General features: G+C 69.8%; 20 protein-coding genes and 1 riboswitch. Of the genes, 11 read left to right on the top strand and 9 right to left on the bottom strand.

From position 1 onward, the window contains the following. Positions 1 to 283 precede the first annotated feature (283 nt). From treY to H0B54_RS24740, 3 genes are all read left to right on the top strand, one after another. On the top strand, positions 284 to 3,022 hold the full coding sequence (treY, locus tag H0B54_RS24730) for a malto-oligosyltrehalose synthase (protein ID WP_246472778.1): 2,739 nt from the start codon (positions 284 to 286) through the stop codon (positions 3,020 to 3,022). Positions 3,023 to 3,027: 5 nt separating this feature from the next. After that, the gene (locus H0B54_RS24735; RefSeq protein ID WP_211109537.1) at positions 3,028 to 3,507 is read left to right on the top strand and encodes a cupin domain-containing protein; all 480 of its coding nucleotides are present in this window, start codon (positions 3,028 to 3,030) and stop codon (positions 3,505 to 3,507) included. Positions 3,508 to 3,697: 190 nt separating this feature from the next. Beyond that, positions 3,698 to 3,856, top strand: coding sequence for a hypothetical protein (locus H0B54_RS24740; protein ID WP_188262532.1), 159 nt, complete (start codon positions 3,698 to 3,700; stop codon positions 3,854 to 3,856). Positions 3,857 to 3,924: 68 nt separating this feature from the next. On the opposite strand, the gene H0B54_RS24745 is transcribed toward H0B54_RS24740, so the two are convergent. Then, positions 3,925 to 4,389, bottom strand: a complete 465-nt coding sequence (locus H0B54_RS24745) for a response regulator (RefSeq protein WP_188262533.1) — start codon at positions 4,387 to 4,389, stop codon at positions 3,925 to 3,927. A 214-nt stretch (positions 4,390 to 4,603) separates the two neighbouring features. Between H0B54_RS24745 and H0B54_RS24750 the strand changes: the two genes are divergently transcribed. Continuing rightward, positions 4,604 to 4,822 carry a hypothetical protein gene (locus H0B54_RS24750; RefSeq protein ID WP_188262534.1) on the top strand — a complete coding sequence of 73 codons (219 nt, stop codon included), beginning with the start codon at positions 4,604 to 4,606 and terminating at the stop codon, positions 4,820 to 4,822. A gap of 10 nt (positions 4,823 to 4,832) precedes the next feature. Here the strand turns inward: H0B54_RS24750 and H0B54_RS24755 are convergent, their stop codons facing one another. Then, positions 4,833 to 5,009: a hypothetical protein gene (locus tag H0B54_RS24755; protein WP_172428404.1), complete on the bottom strand. Its 177-nt coding sequence runs from the start codon at positions 5,007 to 5,009 to the stop codon at positions 4,833 to 4,835. Between the two features lie 167 nt (positions 5,010 to 5,176). On the opposite strand from H0B54_RS24755, the gene H0B54_RS24760 reads away from it, so the two are divergent. Beyond that, positions 5,177 to 5,878 (top strand): glutathione binding-like protein, encoded by a 702-nt coding sequence (locus H0B54_RS24760; protein ID WP_188262535.1) that lies wholly within the window; start codon positions 5,177 to 5,179, stop codon positions 5,876 to 5,878. 47 nt (positions 5,879 to 5,925) lie between these two features. On the opposite strand, the gene H0B54_RS24765 is transcribed toward H0B54_RS24760, so the two are convergent. From H0B54_RS24765 to H0B54_RS24795, 7 genes are all read right to left on the bottom strand, one after another. Continuing rightward, positions 5,926 to 6,711: a 3-hydroxybutyrate dehydrogenase gene (locus tag H0B54_RS24765; RefSeq protein WP_188262536.1), complete on the bottom strand. Its 786-nt coding sequence runs from the start codon at positions 6,709 to 6,711 to the stop codon at positions 5,926 to 5,928. A gap of 68 nt (positions 6,712 to 6,779) precedes the next feature. Continuing rightward, positions 6,780 to 8,744 carry an acetoacetate--CoA ligase gene (locus tag H0B54_RS24770; protein ID WP_188262537.1) on the bottom strand — a complete coding sequence of 655 codons (1,965 nt, stop codon included), beginning with the start codon at positions 8,742 to 8,744 and terminating at the stop codon, positions 6,780 to 6,782. 49 nt (positions 8,745 to 8,793) lie between these two features. Continuing rightward, on the bottom strand, positions 8,794 to 9,810 hold the full coding sequence (locus tag H0B54_RS24775) for a branched-chain amino acid ABC transporter permease (protein ID WP_188262538.1): 1,017 nt from the start codon (positions 9,808 to 9,810) through the stop codon (positions 8,794 to 8,796). Positions 9,811 to 9,813: 3 nt separating this feature from the next. Beyond that, positions 9,814 to 10,701, bottom strand: a complete 888-nt coding sequence (locus tag H0B54_RS24780; RefSeq protein ID WP_188262539.1) for a branched-chain amino acid ABC transporter permease — start codon at positions 10,699 to 10,701, stop codon at positions 9,814 to 9,816. 160 nt (positions 10,702 to 10,861) lie between these two features. Beyond that, a complete protein-coding gene (locus H0B54_RS24785) occupies positions 10,862 to 12,064 on the bottom strand; it encodes an ABC transporter substrate-binding protein (protein ID WP_188262540.1) in 1,203 nt (400 codons plus the stop codon). 57 nt (positions 12,065 to 12,121) lie between these two features. Further along, the gene (locus H0B54_RS24790) at positions 12,122 to 12,844 is read right to left on the bottom strand and encodes an ABC transporter ATP-binding protein (RefSeq protein WP_035681427.1); all 723 of its coding nucleotides are present in this window, start codon (positions 12,842 to 12,844) and stop codon (positions 12,122 to 12,124) included. Beyond that, the gene (locus H0B54_RS24795; RefSeq protein ID WP_094303257.1) at positions 12,837 to 13,601 is read right to left on the bottom strand and encodes an ABC transporter ATP-binding protein; all 765 of its coding nucleotides are present in this window, start codon (positions 13,599 to 13,601) and stop codon (positions 12,837 to 12,839) included. Before H0B54_RS24795 ends, H0B54_RS24790 begins: the two co-directional genes overlap by 8 nt. Before the next feature lie 290 nt (positions 13,602 to 13,891). Then, positions 13,892 to 14,107: riboswitch (cobalamin riboswitch) on the top strand. A gap of 178 nt (positions 14,108 to 14,285) precedes the next feature. Here H0B54_RS24795 and cobW point away from each other — a divergent pair. The 6 genes from cobW to cobJ all read left to right on the top strand — a co-directional run bounded on the left by cobW (position 14,286) and on the right by cobJ (position 22,474). After that, complete coding sequence (gene cobW / locus H0B54_RS24800) at positions 14,286 to 15,359, top strand: cobalamin biosynthesis protein CobW (RefSeq protein WP_188262541.1); 1,074 nt, start codon at positions 14,286 to 14,288, stop codon at positions 15,357 to 15,359. A gap of 163 nt (positions 15,360 to 15,522) precedes the next feature. Next, entirely contained in the window at positions 15,523 to 18,933 is a 3,411-nt protein-coding gene (gene cobN / locus H0B54_RS24805) for a cobaltochelatase subunit CobN (RefSeq protein ID WP_188262542.1), read from the top strand. Further along, on the top strand, positions 18,930 to 20,327 hold the full coding sequence (gene cobG, locus H0B54_RS24810; RefSeq protein ID WP_188262543.1) for a precorrin-3B synthase: 1,398 nt from the start codon (positions 18,930 to 18,932) through the stop codon (positions 20,325 to 20,327). The genes cobN and cobG overlap by 4 nt, the downstream gene beginning before the upstream one ends. Continuing rightward, a complete protein-coding gene (locus H0B54_RS24815; protein ID WP_188262544.1) occupies positions 20,317 to 20,958 on the top strand; it encodes a precorrin-8X methylmutase in 642 nt (213 codons plus the stop codon). The genes cobG and H0B54_RS24815 overlap by 11 nt, the downstream gene beginning before the upstream one ends. Then, the gene (locus H0B54_RS24820) at positions 20,958 to 21,698 is read left to right on the top strand and encodes a precorrin-2 C(20)-methyltransferase (protein WP_145679815.1); all 741 of its coding nucleotides are present in this window, start codon (positions 20,958 to 20,960) and stop codon (positions 21,696 to 21,698) included. The genes H0B54_RS24815 and H0B54_RS24820 overlap by 1 nt, the downstream gene beginning before the upstream one ends. After that, positions 21,695 to 22,474 (top strand): precorrin-3B C(17)-methyltransferase, encoded by a 780-nt coding sequence (cobJ, locus tag H0B54_RS24825; RefSeq protein WP_188262545.1) that lies wholly within the window; start codon positions 21,695 to 21,697, stop codon positions 22,472 to 22,474. The genes H0B54_RS24820 and cobJ overlap by 4 nt, the downstream gene beginning before the upstream one ends. The last annotated feature ends 86 nt before the right edge of the window (positions 22,475 to 22,560 follow it).

The following is a 22,560-nucleotide window of genomic DNA, read 5'->3' on the forward strand; positions in this document are numbered from 1 at the left end:
CCGGGCCGCCCCCCCCGGGGCCGCCCCCCCCCCCCCCACCCGGCCCCCCCCCGGGCCGGCCGGGGTGGCGCCCGCTCGCCCCTCTCCCGCCCCGGGAGAGGGTGGCGCCGGAGGCGCCGGGTGAGGGTACAGCCGAAGATCAGCCCCTTGCCCGTCGCCGGTACCCTCACCCTCCCGCCGCATAGCGGCGGGCCCCTCCCTCTCCCCGGTCGGGGGAGGGGCTTTCTCCGTTCCTGTTTCTGGGGACCAACCCCTGGCGGGGGGCGCCCGAAAGCCGATCCCCTTGGCCACCTACCGCGTGCAGCTGCGCGCCGAGTTCGGCTTCGACCGCACCGCTGGAATCGCCGACTATCTGGCGCGGCTGGGCGTCAGCCACCTCTACGCCTCGCCCTACATGAAGGCGCGGCCCGGCAGCACCCACGGCTACGACATCGTGGACCACAACGCCCTGAACCCGGAGCTGGGCAGCGAGGAGTCCTTCCACGCCATGGTGGAGGCTCTGAAGCGCAACGGGCTGGGCCAGATCCTCGACTTCGTGCCGAACCACATGGGCGTCGGCGGGTCGGACAACGGCTGGTGGCTCGACGTGCTGGAATGGGGGCCGGACAGCCCCTACGCCGGCTATTTCGACATCGAGTGGGAGCCCGACCGCCGCTACCTGCACGGCAAGGTTCTGGTGCCCCTGCTGGGCGACCAGTTCGGCGCGGTGCTGGAGTCCGGTGGGCTGGAGCTGCGCTTCGACAGGGAGGCGGGCGGCTTCGCCATCTGGGCCTACGGCACCCACAAGCTGCCCATCCGGCCCGCCGACTACGGCACAATCCTCGGCGACGACCATCCCGACCTGGAGCGCATCGGCGACGCCTTCCGCCATCTCGATCAGGTGCGCCCGCACCAGATCCGCCGTGCCAACGCCCTCAAGGCCGAGCTGGCCGCCCTGGTCTCCGAGAAACCCGATGTGGCCGAAGCCGTGGAGCGCCGGCTGAAGCGCTTCCGCGGCGAGGAGGGCGAGCCGGAGAGCTGGCGCCGCCTGACCGACCTGATCGCCGCCCAGAACTGGCGGGCCGCCTACTTCAAGGTGGCGGCGGACGACATCAACTACCGCCGCTTCTTCAACATCAACGAGCTCGCCGGCCTGCGCATGGAGGAGCGGGAGCTGTTCGACGTCGCCCACCGGCTGGCCTTCAAGCTGGTCGACGACGGCACGCTGGACGGGCTGCGCATCGACCACATCGACGGCCTCTACGACCCCAAGGGCTATTGCGAGCGGCTGGCCCAGGCGACGGAGCGGCCCTTCTATCTGGTGGTCGAGAAGATCCTGGCCCGCCACGAGCGGCTGCGCGAGGACTGGCCGATCGACGGCACCACCGGCTACGAGTTCGCCAACCTGATGGGCGGGCTGTTCGTCGACCCGAAGGGCGAGGAGGCCTTCACCAAGCTTTACGCCGACTTCACCGGGCGGCACGAGAGCTTCGACGAGGTGGTGCGGACGAGCAAGATCCGCATCATGGAAAGCGAGATGGCCAGCGAGCTTCATGTGCTGGCCCGGCAGGCCTCGCGCATCGCCCGCGCCAACCCGCGCACCGCCGACTTCACCGCCAACATCCTGCATCAGGCGCTGAAGGAAACCATCGCCCGCTTCCCGGTCTACCGCACCTATGTGGACTGGCGCGGCGTCAGCGAGCTGGACCGGCGGAGCATCGACTGGGCGATCACCCAGGCGCGCAAGGCCGACCCGAACACCGACGGCTCCGCCTATGATTTCCTGCAAAGGCTGCTGACCACCGATCTGGTGGCCCAGCCGCGCAGCGGCTACAGCCGCCAGCAGGTGCTGCGCTTCGCCATGCGCTTCCAGCAGTACAGCGGGCCGGTGATGGCCAAGGGGCTGGAGGACACCGCCTTCTACCGCTACAACCGGCTGGCCGCGCTGAACGAGGTGGGCGGGCATCCCGAGCATTTCGGGGTCAGCACCGCCAACTTCCACCACGCCAACGCGGAGCGTGCCGCCCGCTGGCCGCAAGCCATGCTGGGCAGCACCACCCACGACACCAAGCGCGGCGAGGACACCCGCGCCCGCCTCTACGCCCTGTCGGAGATGCCGGAGGAGTGGGAGCGGCAGATCCAGACCTGGAGCCGCCTGCTGCGCGCCCGCCGCGGCGACGTGGAGGGCACCGCTCCGCCCGACCGCAACGACGAGTATCTGTTCTACCAGCTCCTCGTCGGCGCCTGGCCGGCGGAGCTGACCGGGGCGGACTCCGCCAGCCTGGACCCGCAGGCGATGACGGAGTTCGCGGAGCGCCTCGCCGGCGCCATGACCAAGTCGATGCGCGAAGCCAAGGTGCACAGCACCTGGGCCGCCCCCGACGAGGCGTACGAAAGCGCCATGACCAGCTTCGTCCACGACGCGCTGGACGTGTCGCGCAGCACCGCCTTCTTCGACGCCTTTCTGCCCTTCCAGGCGCGGCTTGCCCGCATTGGCATGGTCAACGGGCTGACCCAGACCCTGCTGAAGCTGACCAGCCCCGGCGTGCCGGACATCTACCAGGGCTGCGAGCTGTGGAACTTCAGCCTCGTCGATCCCGACAACCGTCGTCCGGTGGACTACGACGCCCGCCGCCGCCTGCTCGACGAGGTCGAGGGGGCGGAGATCGGCAGCCTGCTGAGCCGCTGGCAGGACGGCGCGGTGAAACTCTCCCTGACCCGGCGCGCCCTGGCCTTGCGGGTGGCCATACCGGACCTCTTCGCCAGGGGCGAATATCTTCCGCTGGAGGCGACGGGCGAGCGGGCTGAGCATGTGGTGGCCTTCGCCCGCCGGCTGGGCGACGACACCGTCGTGGTCGCCGTTCCGCGGCTGGTGGGGACGTTGGGCGAAACCCCGGACTGGGGCGACACCTCCGTCCCGCTGCCGCGCGGACAACGTTGGCGCAACGCGCTGACCGACGGGACGCTGGAGGCCGCCGACGCGGTGACCGCCGCCGACCTCTTCCGGGACTTCCCCGTCGCGCTCCTGGTGCGGGAGGGGTGAGTTCCATGGACCGCAACCCGCCGCCGCGCCGCACGCTCGTTCCCATCGACCAGCGGCTGATCGGGGAAGACCCCGGCAAACCCGCCGTCTTCGGGACCGTGCTGTCCGGCGATCCTCAGGAAAGTTACCTGAACCTCTACGACGGCGGCGGGGGACGGTTCGCCTGCGGGGTCTGGCAATGCACGCCGGGCACCATCGCCATGGCCGATTGGCCGTACGAGGAGTTCTGCGTGCTGCTGGCCGGGCGGGTGGTCATCACCCCCCGGGACGGCGCCCCGCAGGAGCATGGACAGGGCGACGCCTTCGTCATTCCCAGGGGCTTCACCGGGGTCTGGGAGGTGCGGGAGACGATCCGCAAATACTACGCCATCGAGAAGCCGCTCGGCCCCCGTGCCGCTGCGCGTCGGCTGCTTCGCGCCCCGCTGTCGCTGGCCCGGCGGCTGTTGCGGCGGGGCGAGCCGGCGCTGGCCCGCGAGGGCTTCTGAAGAGGGCTACCGACAGGGCAACCTCACAAAATACCCGATTTTTTCACTCAGGATTGATCGAATCCCTCCGCCACGCGTTATTCCAATGGATAGGCGCCCGAACCGAGCCCCTAATCGAGAAACGAGAGGCGCCTCATCGGACTCATTCCTGCACCACGGGACGCGACCACAGACGGACGGGAGACAAGTCATGAGCGATCATCGCCAGTGGGTCAAGCTGGACCCCAGCAACGGAACCGACAACGCCAAGCCGCAGGACAGCCAGTCCGCGGCGGCCCCCGCGCAGAATTCCGCCGAGACGGCGGAATCCCCCTCGCCGGGCGGTCCGGAAGGGTCTCCGGACCGCTGATCAGCGGTCATTTCGCAAAGGAACTTTTTTTAAGGCATCGGAAAACGGCGGGGCGGGGCCTCAGGGCCTCAGCCCTGCCGCCGCATGGGCTGGGGCGCGGATTGCGGCGCGGGGGCGGATACGCGGTCGGGCCGCCCGAACAGCTCCAGCGCCGGAGGAATGGAGGACGGGCGCAGACCCGCCAGGATCTCTCCGACGGCCCCGACCGCATCGACGAGCGCGTCGGGCATCACCGGCTTGCGCAGCAGGCCGACCGCGAAATCGCGCGCCTCCTCGCCACGGTGGTCGAAACCGGTGATCAGAAGGGAGGGGATGCTGTGCTCCTCCCACAACTTTCGGGCAAGCGTCAGCCCGTTCTCACCTCCGGCCAGATAGACGTCCACCAGCGCGAGATCCGGCTGTTCCCGGGCGCCCAGCCGCGTCGCCTTGGCGGCGTCGCGCAGGGGGCCGACGACCGTGTATCCGGCATTCTCCATCACGGCCTTGATGGCGGGCCCGATCAACGGATCGTCTTCGACGACAAGCAACTTCACGGCATCTGTTCCTTGTTGGCGGACGGCACGGACCGACGTGGCCCGCAGCGCCCATGTTTGTCGATGCGGTGCATCAATCAAGGGGCTGATTGCGCGCAATGGAGCGAGCCGGCGGGCGACCGAACGGGCAGTGCCATACGGAGAAGCGAACCCGCCGCCCTCTTTGCGTGTTTGAAACAGTCCAAGCGTGATGCAACCTCCGTGGGAGTCCTGCATGAAGTTCATCGAATTCACCGACCGCGCCGGGGCGCCGGTCCTGATCAACGCCGCGGGCGTTCTGTACCTGCGCGGCACCGAGGGGGAGCGCACCGAAATCACCTTCGCCGGCCGCTCCGAACCGCTGGTGGTCGCCGCTCCGCTGGAGGAGGTGGCCCGGACGCTGGAAGACGCCACGCCGGAACCGCCCGACCCCACCCTGGCGCTCGTGTCATGACGGGCCGGCCTTACACGTCGTAGATCGGGCCCGGCGTGGTCTTGTTGGCGCCGCCGCGCTTCTGCTCCTCCTTCTCGGTCAGTTCGGCCTCGCCGCCCTGGTCGGGCTTGACGGTGCCCTCCCGGGCCTCGTCGATCCGGTCGTCCTTTTGCTGGGGCTGGGTGGCGGGAGTCCGGTCGTCGCTCATGACGGTCCTCATGCTGATTGTCGGTTCAGCGTATTCAACATTTCGGGGGCCGCGACGTTGCGCCCGTCGCCTGCCCCTTCCGGAGGGCTGATCCGCGCACGGCGCGGGTTGCCTGAAACCGCTTGCTCCATCACTTTTCGGGGCGGAGACAAACCGTAAGGACCGCCATGATCGACCTTCATTACTGGCCGACCCCCAACGGGCATAAGATCACCCTGTTCCTGGAGGAAGCCGGGTTGGACTACACCGTCCATCCCGTGGACATCTCGGCCGGAGACCAGTTCAAGCCGGACTTCCTGGCGATTTCCCCGAACAACCGCATGCCGGCCATCGTGGACCGCGCTCCGGCCGACGGCGGGGAGCCGGTGTCCGTCTTCGAATCGGGTGCGATCCTGACCTATCTGGCGGAGAAGACCGGCAAATTCCTGCCCGCCGACCCGCGCGGCCGCAAGACCGTTCTGGAGTGGCTGTTCTGGCAGGTGGGGGGGCTCGGCCCGATGGCCGGGCAGAACCACCATTTCGTGCAGTACGCGCCCGAACAGATCCCCTACGCCATCGACCGCTATGTGAAGGAAACCAACCGCCTCTACGGCGTCCTGAACAAGCGTCTGGCGGGCCGCGCCTTCATCGCGGGCGACGAGCTGACGATCGCCGACATGGCCTGCTACCCGTGGATCGTTCCGCACGAGCGGCAGCGCCAGAACCTGGGCGACTTCCCCGAGTTGAAGCGCTGGTTCGAATCGATCCAGTCCCGCCCGGCGACCGTCCGCGCCTATGAGAAGGGTGCGGAACTGGCCAAGCGCCCGTCGGTCACCGACGAGGGCAAGAAGATCCTCTTCGGCCAGACCGCCGCCAACGTCCAGAAGTGATGATGAAGCCCTCTCTCGCCCCGAGGCGGGAGAGGGCAACAAAGTCCTTACTGCGCGGTCCAGCCGCCGTCCATGAGCAGGCTGGAGCCGGTCATCTGCGCGGCCGAGTCGGAGCACAGGTAGACGGCCAGCCCGCCCAGCTCGTCCGGCGTCACGAAGGCACCGGAGGGCTGCTTGGCGCCGAGCAGCTCCGCCCGTGCCTGCTGCTCCGGGATGTTCTTGGTGGAGGCGATCGCGTCGATCTGCTTCTGCACCAACGGGGTCAGCACCCAGCCCGGACAGATGGCGTTGCAGGTGACACCCGTCCCCGCCGTCTCCAGCGCCACCGTCTTGGTCAGCCCGACCACGCCGTGCTTGGCCGCGACGTAGGCCGCCTTGTTGACCGACGCGACATGCCCGTGCACGGAGGCGATGTTAAGGATGCGCCCCCAGCCGCGCCGCTTCATGCCCGGGAGGGCGTGATGGATGCCGTGGAACACGGCGGATAGATTGAGCGCGATCACCGCGTCCCAGCGCTCCGCCGGGAAATCCTCCACCGGGGCGACGTGCTGGATGCCGGCGTTGTTCACCAGCACGTCGACGGAACCGAAGGTTTCCTCCGCGTAGCCGATCAGCGTGGCGATCTCCGCCGGCTTGGACAGGTCGGCGCCGTGATAGCCGACGCGCACGCCGAACTCCGCCGTCAGACCGGCGCGCAGCTCCTCGATGGCGGCCGCGTCCCCGAAACCGTTCAGCACCACGTCCGCCCCGGCTCCGGCCAGTGCCCGCGCGATGCCCAACCCGATCCCGCTGGTCGAGCCGGTGACCACCGCGACCTTCTGAGTCAAGGTCATGGCTTATCCTCTGTTGTCTTGATGGTTTGGGTGCCCTCCCCCCGCCCGGGGAGAGGGCTGGACGCCGGTCAGCCTTCCAGTTCCGGGCGCTCGCGGAACTCGTCGAGCGCCATGGGATTGGCCAGCGCCTCGGTGTTCTTGATCGGGCGGCCATGCACCGCGTCGCGCACCGCCAGTTCGGTGATCTTGCCCGAGCGCGTGCGCGGGATGTCCTTGACCGCCACGATGCGCGCCGGGACGTGCCGCGGCGAGCAGTTCTCCTTGATGCGCTTGCGGATCGTGTCCTCAAGCGCCTTGTCGAGCGTCAGCCCTTCGCGCAACACCACGAACAGGATGACGCGCACGTCGCCGTCCCACTCCTGGCCGATGCACACCGCCTCCAGGATCTCCGGAAGCTGCTCGACCTGCCGGTAGATCTCCGCCGTCCCGATGCGCACCCCGCCGGGGTTAAGCACCGCGTCCGAGCGCCCGTAGATCACCCAGCCGCCATGCACCGTCCGCTCGATGAAATCGCCGTGCGTCCACACGTTGGGAAAGCGCTCGAAATAGGCCGCGCGATACTTGGCCCCGTCCGGGTCGGCCCAGAAGCCCACCGGCATGCAGGGGAAGGGCCGCGTGCAGACCAGCTCGCCCTTCTCGCCGCTGACCGCGTGGCCGGCGTCGTCGAAGGCCGCCACCGCCATGCCGAGTCCCGCCGTCTGCAACTCGCCCGCCCACACCGGGGCCGTCGGGTTGCCCAGCACGAAGCAGGACACGATGTCCGTGCCGCCGCTGATCGAGGCCAGATGGATGTCCGCCTTGATCGCCCGGTAGACGTACTCGAAGTTCTCCGGCATCAGCGGCGAGCCGGTCGAGGCCAGCGCCCGCAGCGTGTCGAGCCGGTGCGTGCGCATCGGCTCCAGCCCCGACTTCTCGGCCTGTTGGATGAACTTGGCCGAGGTGCCGAACAGAGTCATCCCCTCGGCGTCGGCGTAGTCGAACAGGATGTTGCCGTCCGGCGCGAAGGGCGAGCCGTCGTAGAGCAGCAGCGTCGCCCCGGCGGCCAGCCCGGAGACCAGCCAGTTCCACATCATCCAGCCGCAGGTGGTGTAGTAGAACACCCGGTCGCCCGGCTTCACGTCGCTGTGCAGCCGGTGCTCCTTGACGTGCTGGAGCAGCGTGCCGCCGGTGCCGTGGACGATGCACTTGGGCTTGCCGGTGGTGCCCGACGAATAGAGGATGAACAGCGGGTGGTTGAAGGCCACCCGCTCGAAGCTCGGTTCCGCCGCCGCGAAGGGGGCGATGAAGTCGCCCCAGGTGACGCCGCCGCGGATGGCCGAGACGTCCGGGGTCTCGTTGACGTAGGGGATGATGACGGCGGCCTTGACGGTGGGCAACTCGGTCAGCACCTGGGCGATCTTGGCGCGGACGTCGTGGCTCTTGCCGTTGTACCAGTAGGCGTCAGGGGCGAAGAGGACGGTCGGCTCGATCTGGCCGAAGCGGTCTGTGATGCCCTGGGCGCCGAAGTCGGGGGAGCAGGAGGACCAGATGGCGCCGAGGCTGGCCGTGGCGAGCATGGCGGCCAGCGTCTCCGGCATGTTGGGCACCACGGCGGCGACGCGGTCGCCCTTGCCGACGCCGGCGGCCTTGAGCGCCTGCTGGAGGCGGGACACCTCGGCCTTCAGCTCGGCGCCGGACCAGCGGCGCTTGACCTTGTCCTCGGCCCAGAAGACGACGGCCTCGCCTTCCGGCGCGTTGGCGAGCAGATTCTCGGCATAGTTCAGGCGGGCCTCGGGGAACCAGCGGGCGCCGGGCATCTTGTCGCCGTCGACCAGCGCAACGCCGCCGAGGTCGCCGGTCAGCCCGGCCCACTCCCACAGGAAGCGCCAGAAGTCCTCCTTGCCGGCGACCGACCAGTCGTAGAGCGCGTCGTAATCGTCCAGCCGCAGCCCGAAGCGGGCACTCGCGGCCTGCCGGAAGGCCGTCAGGTTGGAGGCGGCCACGCGCGCCTCCGACGGGGTCCACAGCGGCAGATCTGAAGGCGGTTGATCCATCGTGCTGATCCTGCTTGGGTCTTTTTTATCTCGTTCGGTTTCTTTGCGCTTACCGGCGGCCGAAGCGGGCCTGAAGCTCACCCACGATGCCGCGGCGGAAGACCAGCACGCAGACTACGAAGATCGCGCCGATCACCACCGGAACCGGCATGCTGGTGGCCGCCAGATAGCTTTCCAGCGTGACGACGATGGCCGCCCCCACCACCGGGCCGAGCAGCGTGCCCATGCCGCCGAGCAGGGTCATCAGCACCACCTCGCCGGACATCTGCCACGTCACGTCGGTCAGCGAGGCGAGCTGGAAGACCAGCGCCTTGGTCCCGCCGGCCAGCCCGGCGAGGCTCGCCGACAGCACGAAGGCCAGCAGCTTGTAGCGCTCCGTCCGGTAGCCGAGTGACACGGCGCGCGGCTCGTTCTCGCGGATCGCCTTCAGCACCTGGCCGAAGGGCGAATGCACCGCGCGCCAGACCACCGCGAAGCCGATCAGGAACACCGCCAGCACGAAGTAATACATGGACAGCGAGTTGCTCAGGTCGATCACGCCGAACAGATGGCCGCGCGGCACCGCCTGGATGCCGTCCTCGCCGCCCGTGAACTTGAGCTGGAGGGCCATGAAGAAGACCATCTGCGACAGCGCCAGCGTGATCATCGCGAAGTAGATGCCCTGCCGCCGGATCGCCAGGGAGCCGAAGGCGAGGCCGAGCAGGGCGGAGAAGCCCATGCCGAGCAGGATGCTGATCTCCGGCCCCAGCCCCCAGACCTTGGCGGAATGGGCGGTGATGTAGGCGGCGCCACCGAAGAAGGCGGCGTGGCCGAAGCTCAGCAGACCGGCGAAGCCGATCAGCAGGTTGAAGGCGCAGGCGAACAGCGCGAAGCACAGCACCTTCATCACGAAGACGGGGTACAGCACGAAGGGTGCCGCCAACGCGATCAGCAGACCGATGCCGAGGATGATGGTGTTCCGGGCGGTGTCCTGCCCCGGACGGCGCAGCGCGATGGTGGTCGTCTGGGTGTCGGCCGTCTTGACGCCGGCCGTCTTGATGCTGGTCGTCTTGCTTTGGGTGGCCATGGCTCAGCGCTCCCGTCCGAAGAGGCCCGCGGGCTTGATGAGAAGGACGATCGCCATCACGACGAACACCACGATGTTGGAGGCTTCGGGGTAGAAGACCTTGGTCAGGCCCTCCAGCAGCCCCAGCCCCAGGCCGGTGACGATGGCGCCGAGGATGGAGCCCATGCCGCCGATCACCACCACCGCGAAGACGACGATGATCAGGTTGGAGCCCATCAGGGGCGACACTTGATAGATGGGTGCCGCCAGCACGCCGGCCAGTCCGGCCAGCGCGACGCCGAAGCCGTAGGTGGCGGTGATCATCACCGGCACGTTGATGCCGAAGGCCTGGACCAGCACCGGATTCTCGGTGGCGGCGCGCAGGTAGGCGCCGAGCCGCGTCCGCTCGATGGCGAACCACGTCCCGAAGCAGACGACCAGCGAGGCGACGACGACCCAGCCGCGGTAGTTGGGCAGGAACATGAAGCCTAGGTTCTGACCGCCCTTGAGCGCGTCCGGGATCGGATAGGGCTGGCCCGACACGCCGTAGAAGTGGCGGAAGGCGCCTTCCATGATCAGGGCGAGGCCGAAGGTCAGCAGCAGGCCGTAGAGATGGTCGAGCTTGTAGAGGCGCGACAGCATGGTCTTTTCCAGAACCACGCCCAGCAGCCCAACGATCAGCGGCGACAGGCCCAACGCCCACCAGTAGCCGAGGCCGAGCTTCGTCAGCAGCAGCCACGCCACGAAGGCGCCGATCATATAGAGCGCGCCATGGGCGAAGTTGATGACGTTCAGCATGCCGAAGATGACCGCCAGCCCAAGGCTGAGCAGCGCGTAAAAGGACCCGTTGATGAGGCCGAGCAGAAGCTGGCCGAACAGGACCTGGGGCGGCACCCCCAGCAAGTCGAACATGACCGTCCCTCCCTGTGTATCGGACTTGTGTTTTTTTGATTGATGTCAGAAGTGGACCCCCACCCTAACCCTCGCCCGCTTCGCAGGGGAGGGCTTTATCTCCTCCCCCTGCGAAAGCGGGGGGAGGCCGGGAGGGGGTCCCGCCCCGAAACTCAGACCCTTACTTCACCAGCGTGCAACCGCTCTTGGCCGGGTCGAGGAACGCCTGCTCGGCCGGGATCGTCTTGACGATCTTGTAGTAGTCCCAGGGGGCCTTGGACTCGGCCGGGGTCTTCACCTGGGCCAGATACATGTCGTGGAACATGCGGCCGTTCGCGGCGATCTTGCCGTTCTTGGTGAACATGTCGGCGACCGGGGTCTCGCGCATCTTGGCGGCGACCTTGTCCGGATCGTCAGAGCCGACGGCCTCGACCGCCTTCAGATAGTGGCGGACGGCGGAGTAGACGCCGGCCTGGACCATGGTCGGCTTGCGGCCGGCCTTGGCCTCGAACTTCTTCGTCCACTCGCGGGTCTGCTCGTCGGCGTCCCAGTAGAAGCCGGTGGTCAGCAGCAGGCCCTGGGAGGCCTGGAGGCCCAGCGCGTGGATGTCGCTGATGAACAGCAGCAGGCCGGCGAGGCTCTGGCCCGACTGGGTGATGCCGAACTCCGACGCCTGCTTGACGGCGTTGGTGGCGTCGCCGCCCGCGTTGGCGAGGCCGATCACGTCGGCCTTCGAGGCTTGGGCCTGGAGCAGGTAGGACGAGAAGTCGGCGGTGCCCAGCGGATGGCGGACGTTCCCCGCGACCTTGCCGTCGAGCTGCTTGACCATCTTCGAGGTCTCTTCCTCCAGCGAGTGGCCGAAGGCGTAGTCCGCGGTGATGAAGTACCAGTTCTTCTTGCCCTGCTCGACCAGCGCGCGGGCGGTGCCGGCGGCCATGGCGTAGTTGTCGTAGGTCCAGTGGAAGCCGTAGGGGCTGCAGGACTTGCCGCTGAGGTCGGTCGAGCCCGGGCCGGACATCAGGAAGATGCGCTTCTTGTCCTTGGTGATGCCCTGGACGGCCAGCGCGGCGGCGGAGTTCGGCACGTCGGCGATGACGTCCACGTTGCCGGCGTCGATCCACTCGCGCGCCGTGTTGGCGGCGATGTCGGCCTTGTTCTGGTGGTCGGCGACGACGATCTCGATCGGCGCGCCGGCGATCTTGCCGCCGAACTCCTCGGCCGCCAGACGGGCGGCGATGGCCGATCCTTCGCCGGCGAGGTCGGCGTAGATGCCGGACCGGTCGTTCATCACGCCGATCTTGATCACGTTGTTGGAGACCTGGGCGTGCGCGGCCCCGGCGGTCAGCGCCAGCAGAGCGGTCCCGCAAAGCAACGTCTTGAGCATTTCGAACTCCCTTCGATTGGCTTTGTTTTGAGTGTGTTCGGCAGAGGAGGTAACTGGTCAGACGCCCAGATAGGTGTGCAGCTTGTCCATGTTCTGGGCGAGCTGGTCGTTGGGGATCATGTCCACGACATGGCCTTCCTCCATCACGTAATGGCGGTCGGCGATGGTGGCGGCGAAGCGGAAATTCTGCTCCACCAGCACGATGGTGAAGCCGCGCTGCTTCAGCTTGCGCACCGCCACCCCGATCTGCTCGATGATCACGGGGGCGAGGCCCTCGGTCGGCTCGTCCAGCAGGATCAGGTCGGCGCCGGTGCGCAGGATGCGCGCGATGGCCAGCATCTGCTGCTCGCCGCCCGACAGGCGCGTGCCCTGGGTGGTGCCGCGGCCCTGCAGGTTCGGGAACAGCTCGTAGATCTGCGGGACGGTCATCCCGCCGGACTTCACCACCGGCGGCAGCATTAGGTTCTCGTCCACGCTGAGCGAGGAGAAGATGCCGCGCTCCTCCGGCACGTAGCCGATGCCGAGGCGGGGAATCTTGTGCTGCGCCATGCCGATCAGCTCCTTGCCCTGGAAGCGGATCGAGCCGTTGCGCTTGCCGACGATGCCCATGATCGAGCGCATGGTGGTCGTCTTGCCGGCGCCGTTGCGGCCCAGCAGAGTCACCACCTCGCCCTGCCGCACGTCGATGTTGACGCCGTGCAGCACGTGGCTTTCGCCGTAGAAGGCCTGGAGGTCGCGGATCTCCAGCATGGCGGTCTTCACGGTCGCGCCGTCAGGCATGGCCCACCTCACCCGTGCCCATATAGGCTTCCATGACCTGCGGGTTGCGCGATACGACGTCGTATGCGCCCTCGGCCAGGATCTCGCCGCGGCGGAGCACGGTGATCGTGTCCGACAGGTGGGCGACGACCGACAGGTTGTGTTCCACCATCAGAATGGTGCGGTCGGCGGAGACACGCTTGATGAGGGCGGCGGTGCCTTCGATGTCCTCGTGGCCCATGCCGGCCAGCGGCTCGTCGAGCAGCATCACCTCCGGGTCGAGCGCCAACGTGGTGGCGATCTCCAGGGCACGCTTGCGGCCGTAGGGCAGCTCGGCGGCGGTGTGGCCGGCCCAGGGGGTCAGGTTCACCGCCTCGATCAGCTCCTCGGCGCGGTCGTGCAGGTCATACAGGCTGGCCTCCGGCTTCCAGAAATGGAAGCTGGTGCCGCGCGGGCGCTGCAGCGCCACGCGGACATTCTCCAGCACGCTGAGGTGCGGGAAGACGGCGGAGATCTGGAAGGAGCGCACCATGCCGAGCAGCGCCACGTCGGCGGGCTTCATGGCGGTGATGTCGCGCCCCTTGTAGAGGATCTGGCCGCGCGTCGGCGTCAGGAACTTGGTCAGCAGGTTGAAGACCGTGCTCTTGCCGGCGCCGTTCGGGCCGATCAGCGCGTGGATCGTGCCGCGGCGAACCTGGAGGTTCACCTCCTTCACCGCGATGAAGCCCTTGAACTCCTTCGAGAGTCCGCGCGCTTCCAGAATGATGTCGTCGGCCATGGGTGCCGCTTTTCCCTCCCTGTTCGTCCGCGTCGTCTGCCGGTCCGCGTTTTTGGTTGCGCTGATATAAGCACACGGCATGCCAACCGCGATAGTCTTTGGTAAGCTGTTGAAATTCATGAATTGGCCAATGTCGGCGACGGACATCGCACGCAGTCCAGAGTGTCAGCTTTCCAGACAGGCTGTACCGATCTTCCGACACACCAACGGTGGGGCGGGCGGAGCGTTCCGGGTTCGACGGCACGGTTTTCGGGCGCCAAATGGCCGCTTGCAAATCGGGGGTCCGCCTGCAATTCTGCGCCTCCGACGGTGCCCCGTCCGCCGTGAAGGCGCGGGGATAATAGGGAATGCGGTGCGGACCCGGATGGGGTCCAAGGCCGCGGCTGCCCCCGCAACTGTATGCGGCGAGTCCGCCTCCGGAAATGCCACGGGCCGACAGGCCGGGAAGGCGGGAGGCGCGACGACGACCCGCGAGCCAGGAAACCTGCCGCCGGACCGACACTCATCCAATCCGCCGGGTGTGGCGGAGACAGGGAAGCCAGATCATGACGCATCGCGCCGTCCTCAGTCCGTCCGCATTGCCGCTCCAGGCCGCCGCACCGTCCCCGGCCGCCGGGCGCCCGCTCCGCTGACCGGCGGACCGACCCAACCCTATCCCCTATTTCCCTTTTCAGGAGACGGCCGATGACCACCGGCCCGCTGACCGCCGGGAAGACCCCGGCCACCGTCATCACCGGCTTTCTCGGCGCCGGGAAGACGACGCTGATCCGCAGCCTGTTGGAGCAGGCCGCCGGGCGCCGCCTGGCGCTGATCATCAACGAATTCGGGGACGTCGGCATCGACGGCGAGATCCTGCGCGCCTGCGGCGATCCGACCTGCAGCGAGGACGATGTGATCGAACTGGCGAACGGCTGCCTGTGCTGCACCGTCGCCGACGACTTCGTCCCGGCCATCGAGAAGCTGCTGGCCCGCCCCCAGCCGCCGGAGCACATCATCATCGAGACGAGCGGCCTCGCCCTGCCGAAGCCGCTCGTCCAGGCCTTCCACTGGCCGGCGATCAAGACGCGGGTGACGGTGGACGGGGTGGTCGCGGTGGTCGACGCCGCCGCCGCCGCGGAGGGCCGCTTCGCCCCCGATCCGGCGGCGCTGGCCGCTCAGGCCGCCGAGGCCGGGCAGCTCGACCACGAGACCCCGGTGGAGGAGGTGTTCGAGGACCAGCTCCTCTGCGCCGACCTGATCGTGGTGAACAAGACCGATCTGGTGGACGCCGCCGATCTGGCGAAGGTCGAGGACCTGATCCGCGCCGCCATGGCGGAGGGCGGCGTGTCTGAGGGCGGCACCGGGCGCGAGGCCAAGATCCTGCGCGCCAGCAACGGCAAGGTCGATCCGGTGGTTCTGCTGGGCGTCGGCGCCGGGGCCGAGGACGACCTCGCCAACCGCCCCAGCCACCATGACGAGGAGGAGGGCCACGACCACGACGACTTCACCAGCTTCGTCGTGGAACTCGGCCCGCAGCCCGACCCGGCGGCGCTGGCGAAGACACTGGAGCGGGTCGCCGCCGCCCATGGCGTGCTGCGCCTGAAGGGCTTCATCGACGTGCCGGGCAAGCCGATGCGCCTTCTGGTGCAGGGCGTCGGCACGCGCATCCAGACCCATTTCGACCGCTTCTGGAAGCCCGACGAGCCGCGCCGCAGCCGCTTGGTGGTGATCGGCGAGACGGGTCTGGACCGCGACGCCGTGACCGCGGCGCTGTCTTAAAAAGCCCTCTCCCGCCCCGGGAGAGGGAGGGACCCGCTCGCAGAGCGGGAGGGTGAGGGTCGCACGCGGAGACCGCACCGATCCTCGCCCGCCCCCTCACCCGCCCGCTTCGCGGGCACCCTCTCCCGGGACGGGAGAGGGAGTGTTTGCAAAGCTGTGGCCCATGCACCTACTCGCCGCCCGCCAGGAAGATCTCGACGCCGGTCCCCAAGCCGTGGATCTGGGGCAGAGCCCGGCGGACCTCGTCGTCCTGTCCTTCTCCGACAGCGACCTGACGGCGCTCGCCGCGTGCTGGAAGCGCCATCGCGACACGTTGCCGACGCTGCGGCTGGCGAATCTCGCGCGGCTGGGGCACCCGCTGTCGGTGGACCTCTATGTCGAGTCCGTGATCCGCAAGGCGAAGCTGGTCGTTCTGCGCCTGCTCGGCGGGGCGGGCTACTGGCGCTATGGGCTGGACCATGTCGCCGCCGCCTGCCGGGAGTCCGGGGTGGCGCTGGCCGTGCTGCCCGGCTGCGCCCAGCCGAACCCCGCCCTGGAAGGCTACGGCACCGTTCCGGCCGAGGCCGCGCAACGGCTGTGGCGTGGATTCACCGAAGGCGGGCCGGACAATATGGCCAACCTGCTGGCCTACGCCGCCACTCTGGCCGGGCAGGAGCGCCCCTGGCGCGAACCGGCGCCCGTGCCGCGCTTCGGCGTCTATGAAGGGTGGTCCGGCCAAGTTGCTGGGCCATGCGCGCCGGTCGTCTTCTACCGCTCCCATCTGCTGGCCGGCGATCTGGAGCCGGTGCACGCGCTGTGCGACGCGCTGGCCGCGCGCGGCCTCGCCCCGCTGCCGCTGTTCGTGGCGAGCCTGAAGGAACCGGACTGCGCCGCCTGGATGCGCGCCACCCTGACCGCCCGCAGCGCCGCCGTCGTGATGAACCTGACCGGCTTCTCGGCGGCGCGCGAGGACGGGTCGCCGCTGGAGGCCAACGGCACGCCGGTGCTCCAAGCCGTGCTGTCCACCACGCCGGAGGAGGGCTGGCGCGGGTCCGCCCGCGGCATGGGGCCGTCCGACCTCGCCATGAACGTCGTGCTGCCCGAGATGGACGGGCGCATCCTGACCCGCGCCATCGCCTTCAAGGCCGAAGGGGCGCTGGACCCCGATCTGGAGTTCGCCCCGACGCTGATCCGCCCGGTTCCCGACCGCGTGGCGTTCGCCGCCGATCTGGCCGCCGCCTGGGTGCGGCTGGGCGCCACGCCGCGGGCCGAGCGCAAGCTGGCGCTGGTGCTGTCCGACTATCCGGGGCCGGGCGGCGGCATCGGCCACGCGGTGGGCCTCGACACCCCGGCGAGCGTCGTCGGCATCCTGGAGCGGCTGCGCGCCGAGGGCTACGCGCTGGACGGGCTTCCCGCCGGCCCCGCCGCCCTGATGGAGGCGCTGACCGGCAGCACGACCGCCGCGCTGAGCCTGGAGGACTACCGCCGCCTCGCCCCCGCTGAGGCCCGCGCCCGCATCGCGGAATGCTGGGGGGACGAGCAGGCCGACCCGCTGTCCGCTCAAATGGAAAACGGCACCGCCTTCCGCTTCACCGTGCTGGCCTGCGGCAACGCCACCGTCGCCGTGCAGCCGAGCCGCGGCCACGGCCCGCTGACCACCACCCAGCACCATGACCCGGAGACGCCGCCCAGCCACGGCTATTTCGCCTTACACCTCTGGCTCCGCCATGTCCTGGGCATCCATGCGCTGGTGCAGGTGGGGGCGCACGGGACGCTGGAATGGCTGCCGGGCAAGGCCGTCGCCCTGTCCGCCGAGTGCTGGCCGGAGATCGTCGCCGGTCCCCTGCCTTGCCTCTACCCGTTCATCGTCAACAACCCCGGCGAGGGCGTGCAGGCGCGCCGCCGGCTGGGCGCCGTCCTGATCGGCCACCTGACCCCGCCGCCGGTCGAGGCCGGGCTGCACGGCGACCTCGCCGCGCTTGAAACGGCCATCGACGAGTATTCGATGGCGACAGGGCTCGATCCACGGCGGCTGGGCACGCTGCGGCAAACCATCCTGGACCTCGCCTGGAGTTCCGGCGTCGCCGCCGACTGCAACCTGCGGCCCGACGACGACCCCGACGCCATCCTCAGCCGCCTCGACGCCCATCTCTGCGACATCAAGGAGATGCAGATCCGCGACGGGCTGCACGTCTTCGGCACCACGCCGGAGCCGGAGCGCCGCGCCCGCCTGCTTGCCGCCGTCGCGCGCTTCAGCACGGCGGAGGACGTCGCCCCGGCGCTCGACGCCTGCGGCGAGGCGGAGATGGCCGCCCTGCTGGCCGGGCTGGACGGGCGCTTCGTGAAGCCCGGCCCCGGCGGCTCCCCGGCGCGGGGGCGGGCGGACACGCTGCCCACCGGGCGGAACCTCTACGCGCTCGACCCGCGCGGCGTGCCGACGCCGACCGCCTGGACGCTGGGCTGGCAGGCGGCGGACGCGCTGATCACCCGCTATCTTCAGGACCACGGCGACTGGCCGAAGCGGCTGGTGGTCGATTGCTGGGGCACACCGGCCATGCGCACCGGCGGCGACGAGCTGGCCCAGGCCATGGCGCTGCTCGGCGTGCGCCCGCTGTGGGAGAACGGCTCCGGCCGGGTCACCGGCTTCGAGGTGATGCCGGCCTCCGTCCTGGGTCGCCCGCGGGTGGACGTGACGCTGCGCATCTCCGGCCTGTTCCGCGACGTCTTCCCGCAGCAGATCGCCCTGTTCGACCAGGCCGTCCGCGCCGTGATGGCGGAGGACGAGCCCGACGATGTGAACCCCGTCGCCGCCGCGTTGCGCACCGACCGCGCCGAACTGGAGGCCGGAGGCACCCCGGCGGTGGAGGCCGAGCGCTGGGCCAGCGCGCGGGTCTTCGGCGCGGCCCCCGGCGCCTATGGGACGGCGCTGCCCGGCATGATCGCGCGCGGCGACTGGTCCGCGCGGGCCGACTTCGGCGCCGCCTATCTGGAGGGAAGCTGCCACGCCTATGGCAAGGGGCTGGAGGGCGTTCCGCTGCCCGCCCTGTTCCGCCGCCGCATCGGCGGGGCCGACGCGCTCGTCCACCACCAGGACCAGCGGGAGCACGACGTCCTCTCCACCGACGGCTTCATGCAGTATGAGGGCGGCTTCTCCGCCGCCGCGGCCCTGGCCAACGACGACCCGGCCAACGACCCGGCGCTCTACCACCTCGACAGCTCGGAGCCGGAAAGCCTGACCGTCCGGACGCTGGGCGAGGAGATCGCCCGCGTGCTGCGCGGCCGGGCCGCCAACCCGCGCTGGATCGACGGCATGATGCGCCACGGCTACCGCGGCGCCGGGGAGTTGGCGGCGAGCGTGGACACGCTGTTCGCCTTCGCCGCGACCACCACGGCGGTGCGGCCCCATCATTTCGACCAGTTGTACGACGCCTATGTGGACGACCAGCGGGTGTGGGACTTCCTGGCGCAGTCCAATCCGGCCGCCGCCCGGCATATCGTGGACCGGTTGACCGAGGCCCTGGAGCGCGGTCTCTGGCACCCACGCCGCAATTCGACGGGCGACGATCTGCGCCGCCGCAAGGAGATGTCCGCATGAGCGCGATCACCCAGCCCTGCAATGCCCTGCCCCGCAATTTGCCGCGCCGGCGCGGCATGTGCCCCGGCGTGCTGGCCCCGATGGAGGTCGGCGACGGGCTGCTGGTCCGCGTGCGCGTTCCGGCGGGTGTGCTTCCCGCCGCCTCGGCGAAACGGATCGCGGAGCTGGGGCGGCGTTACGGCAACGGTCTGGTCGACCTCAGCCACCGCGGAAACCTGCAACTGCGCGGCGTCGCCGCCTCGGACATGGAGGCGCTGATAGCGGAGCTTCGCGCGCTCGGCTACGTTTCGGATGATGCCGAGAGCGAGGCGGTGCGCAACGTGCTGACCTCCCCCACCGCCGGGCTGGATGGGACGGCGGTGCTGGACGTGCGCCCCTACGCCCTGGCGCTCGACGCCCGGCTGGCGGCGGACCGGGACCTCCACCGGCTGCCGCCGAAGTTCGGCTGGCTGGTCGACGGCGGCGGTCAGGCCCCCCTGTTCGACAGCAGCACCGACGTGCGCTTCGACGCGGTGGAGGGGCCGCTGTTCCGCGTCGGGCTGGGCGGGACGTTCGAGGGGGCCGCTCTGCTGGGCCACTGCCGCCCCGACGATCTGGTGGAGCTTGCGGCGGCGCTGGCACGGGCCTTTCTGGAACTTCGGCAGACTCTGGCCGAGCCGCCGCGGCGCATGGCCGGGCTGGTCAAGGCGCTGAGGGTGGAGGCGTTGCGGGAGCGGGTGTCCGGGATGCTGACCGGCCCCCACCCTTCCCATGCTGCGCATGGGCCCCTTCCCTCCCCCGCTGGGCAGGGGAGGGAGCTTCAATCCCCTCCCCCGCCCAGCGGGGGAGGGTCAGGGTGGGGGCAAACCTCGCCCACGCGACATTTCCTCGGCCCTCAACCCTCCTGGCTCGGCGTCGCTTTTCCCTTCGGCCGCCTCGACGTCGACCGGCTGGAGGCGCTGGCCGCCCTCACCCACGAGATCCGCATCACCCCCTGGCGCGCCCTGCTGCTGGCCGCCCCGCAGGAGGGCGCCGCGGAGACAGCCACCGCCCTCGGCGGCATCCTCGATCACCATGACATCCGCCTGAAGCTCACCGCCTGCAGCGGCATCACCGGCTGCGACGTCGGCACCACCGACACCCACGCGGACGGCCTCGCCATCGCCGAGCGCGCAGCGGGCTTGCTGGAGGTGGTGCGGATGGTGCATGTCTCCGGCTGCGCGAAGGGCTGCGCCCATCCCGGTGCAGCGGATGTCACGCTCACCGCGCGGGACGGCGTCTATGACGTCGCGCTGAACGCCGCCCCCGGCGGCGCGCCCTGGCGGGCCGGCCTGACGCCGTCCGAGGCCGTCACCGCCGTTGCCTCTTTGTCTGGCGCCGATCTGTCTGTTGAGGAGTTGTCCCGTGTCCGCTGAGCCGCTTTACGACTACATCCGCGATGGAGCGGCCATCTACCGCCAGTCCTTCGCCACCATCCGGGCGGAGGCCGACCTGTCGGCCATCCCCGACGACCTGAAAGCGGTGGCGGTGCGCGTCATCCACGCCTGCGGCATGGTGGACGCGGCCAAGGACCTGATGTTCTCCCCCGACGTGGGGACGGCGGCACGGACGGCTCTGCGCGGCGGCGCGGCGATCCTCTGCGACAGCGAGATGGTCGCTCACGGAATCACGCGGGCGCGCCTGCCGGCGGACAACCCCGTCGTCTGCACGCTGCGCGACCCGGCGGTGCCGGAACTCGCCAAACAGGTCGGGAACACCCGCTCCGCCGCCGCGCTGGAGCTGTGGGTGCCCCGGCTGGCCGGTTCCGTCGTCGCCATCGGCAACGCGCCGACCGCCCTGTTCAAGCTGCTGGAGATGATCCGCGACGGCGCGCCGAGGCCGGCGGCGGTGCTGGGCTTCCCGGTGGGCTTCGTGGGCGCTGCGGAAAGCAAGGACGCGCTGGCCGAGGCGCCCTTCGGCCTGCCCTTCCTGGCGATCAAAGGGCGGCGCGGCGGCAGCGCCATGGCGGCGGCGGCGGTCAACGCCCTGGCGAGCGACGTGGAATAATGAGCAACGACACTCCCCCCACCGGCACCCTCTACGGCGTCAGCGTCGGCCCCGGCGATCCGGACCTGATGACCGTGCGCGCCATGCGCACCATCGGCGCCTGCCCGGTGGTCGCCTATTTCTGCAAGCGCGGCACCTCCGGACAGGCCCGGCGCATTGCCGACGGCTGCATCACGGCGGAGCACATCGAGCTGCCGATGGTCTATCCGGTGACGGTCGAGCTGCCGCCCAGCCACCCCGACTACGGCCGCCAGATCGAGGCCTTCTTCGACGAGTCCGCCGAGCGTCTGGCCGAGCATCTCGCCGCCGGGCGTTCCATCGCCGCGCTGAACGAGGGCGACGCCTTCTTTTACGGCAGCTTCATGCACCTGTTCCTGCGGCTGGCCTCGCGCTTCCCGACGGAGGTGGTGCCGGGCGTGACCTCGATGATGTGCAGCGCCTCGCTGCTGCCCCGCCCGCTGACGCTGCGCGACGACGTGCTGTCGGTGATCCCCGGCACGCTGGGGGAGGAGGCGCTTCTGCGCGCGCTGCGCAACGCCGACGCCGCGGTCATCATGAAGCTGGGCCAGAACCTGCCGAAGGTCCGCCGCGCCGTCGAGGCCGCCGGGCTGGCCGACCGCGCCTGGTACATCGAGCGGGCGAGCATGGCGGACCAGCGCGTCATGCCCTTCCGCGAGGCGCCGGAGACGGCCCCCTACTTCTCGCAGATCGTCATCCCCGGCGAAGGGCTGCGGCGATGACCGCCGATCCGCACGCCGGATGGTTGAAGGTCGTCGGCCTCGGCCCCGGCACCGAGGATTGGCTGACCCCAGAGGCCCGGCGCGATCTGGCGGAGGCGACGGACCTCGTCGGCTACTTCCCCTATGTGGACCGGGTGCCGCCGGGGCCGCAGGTGCGCCACGCCTCCGACAACCGGGTGGAGTTGGACCGCGCTCGCCACGCCCTTGAACTGGCGGCGGAAGGCCGCCGGGTGGCGGTGGTGTCCGGCGGCGACCCCGGCGTCTTCGCCATGGCCGCCGCGGTGTTCGAGGCGCTGGACGATCCGGCAGCACCCGCGGCGTGGCACCGCGTGCCGCTGTCCGTCGATCCCGGCATCTCCGCGATGCAGGCGGCGGCGGCGCGGGCCGGTGCGCCGCTCGGCCATGATTTCTGCGCCATCTCGCTATCCGACAATCTGAAGCCGTGGGAGGTGGTGCTGAAGCGCCTGCGTCTGGCGGCGGAGGCGGATTTCGTCATCGCACTCTACAACCCGATCAGCCGCGCCCGTCCCTGGCAGCTCGGCGCCGCCTTCGACGCGCTGCGCGACTTGCGCTCGGCCGAGACGCCGGTGATCCTCGCCCAGGCGGTCGGCCGCCCCGACGAGGCGCTGACGATCACGACGCTGGGTGCGGTGGACGCGGCGCAGGCCGACATGCGGACCTGCGTCATCATCGGCGCCTCGCACACCCGGCTGGTGCCGCGCGAGGGTGCGCAGCCGTGGGTCTACACGCCGCGCAGCTATGGAGTGCGGGGGTGAGGACGGTGGCGAAACGGGTCCCCACCCTAACCCTCCCCCGCTTCGCAGGGGAGGGAATCCGCTCCTCCCCCTGCTCTCGGCGGACC

The sequence above is a fragment of the Azospirillum tabaci genome, from assembly GCF_014596085.1.
GTDB classification, from domain to species: domain Bacteria; phylum Pseudomonadota; class Alphaproteobacteria; order Azospirillales; family Azospirillaceae; genus Azospirillum; species Azospirillum tabaci.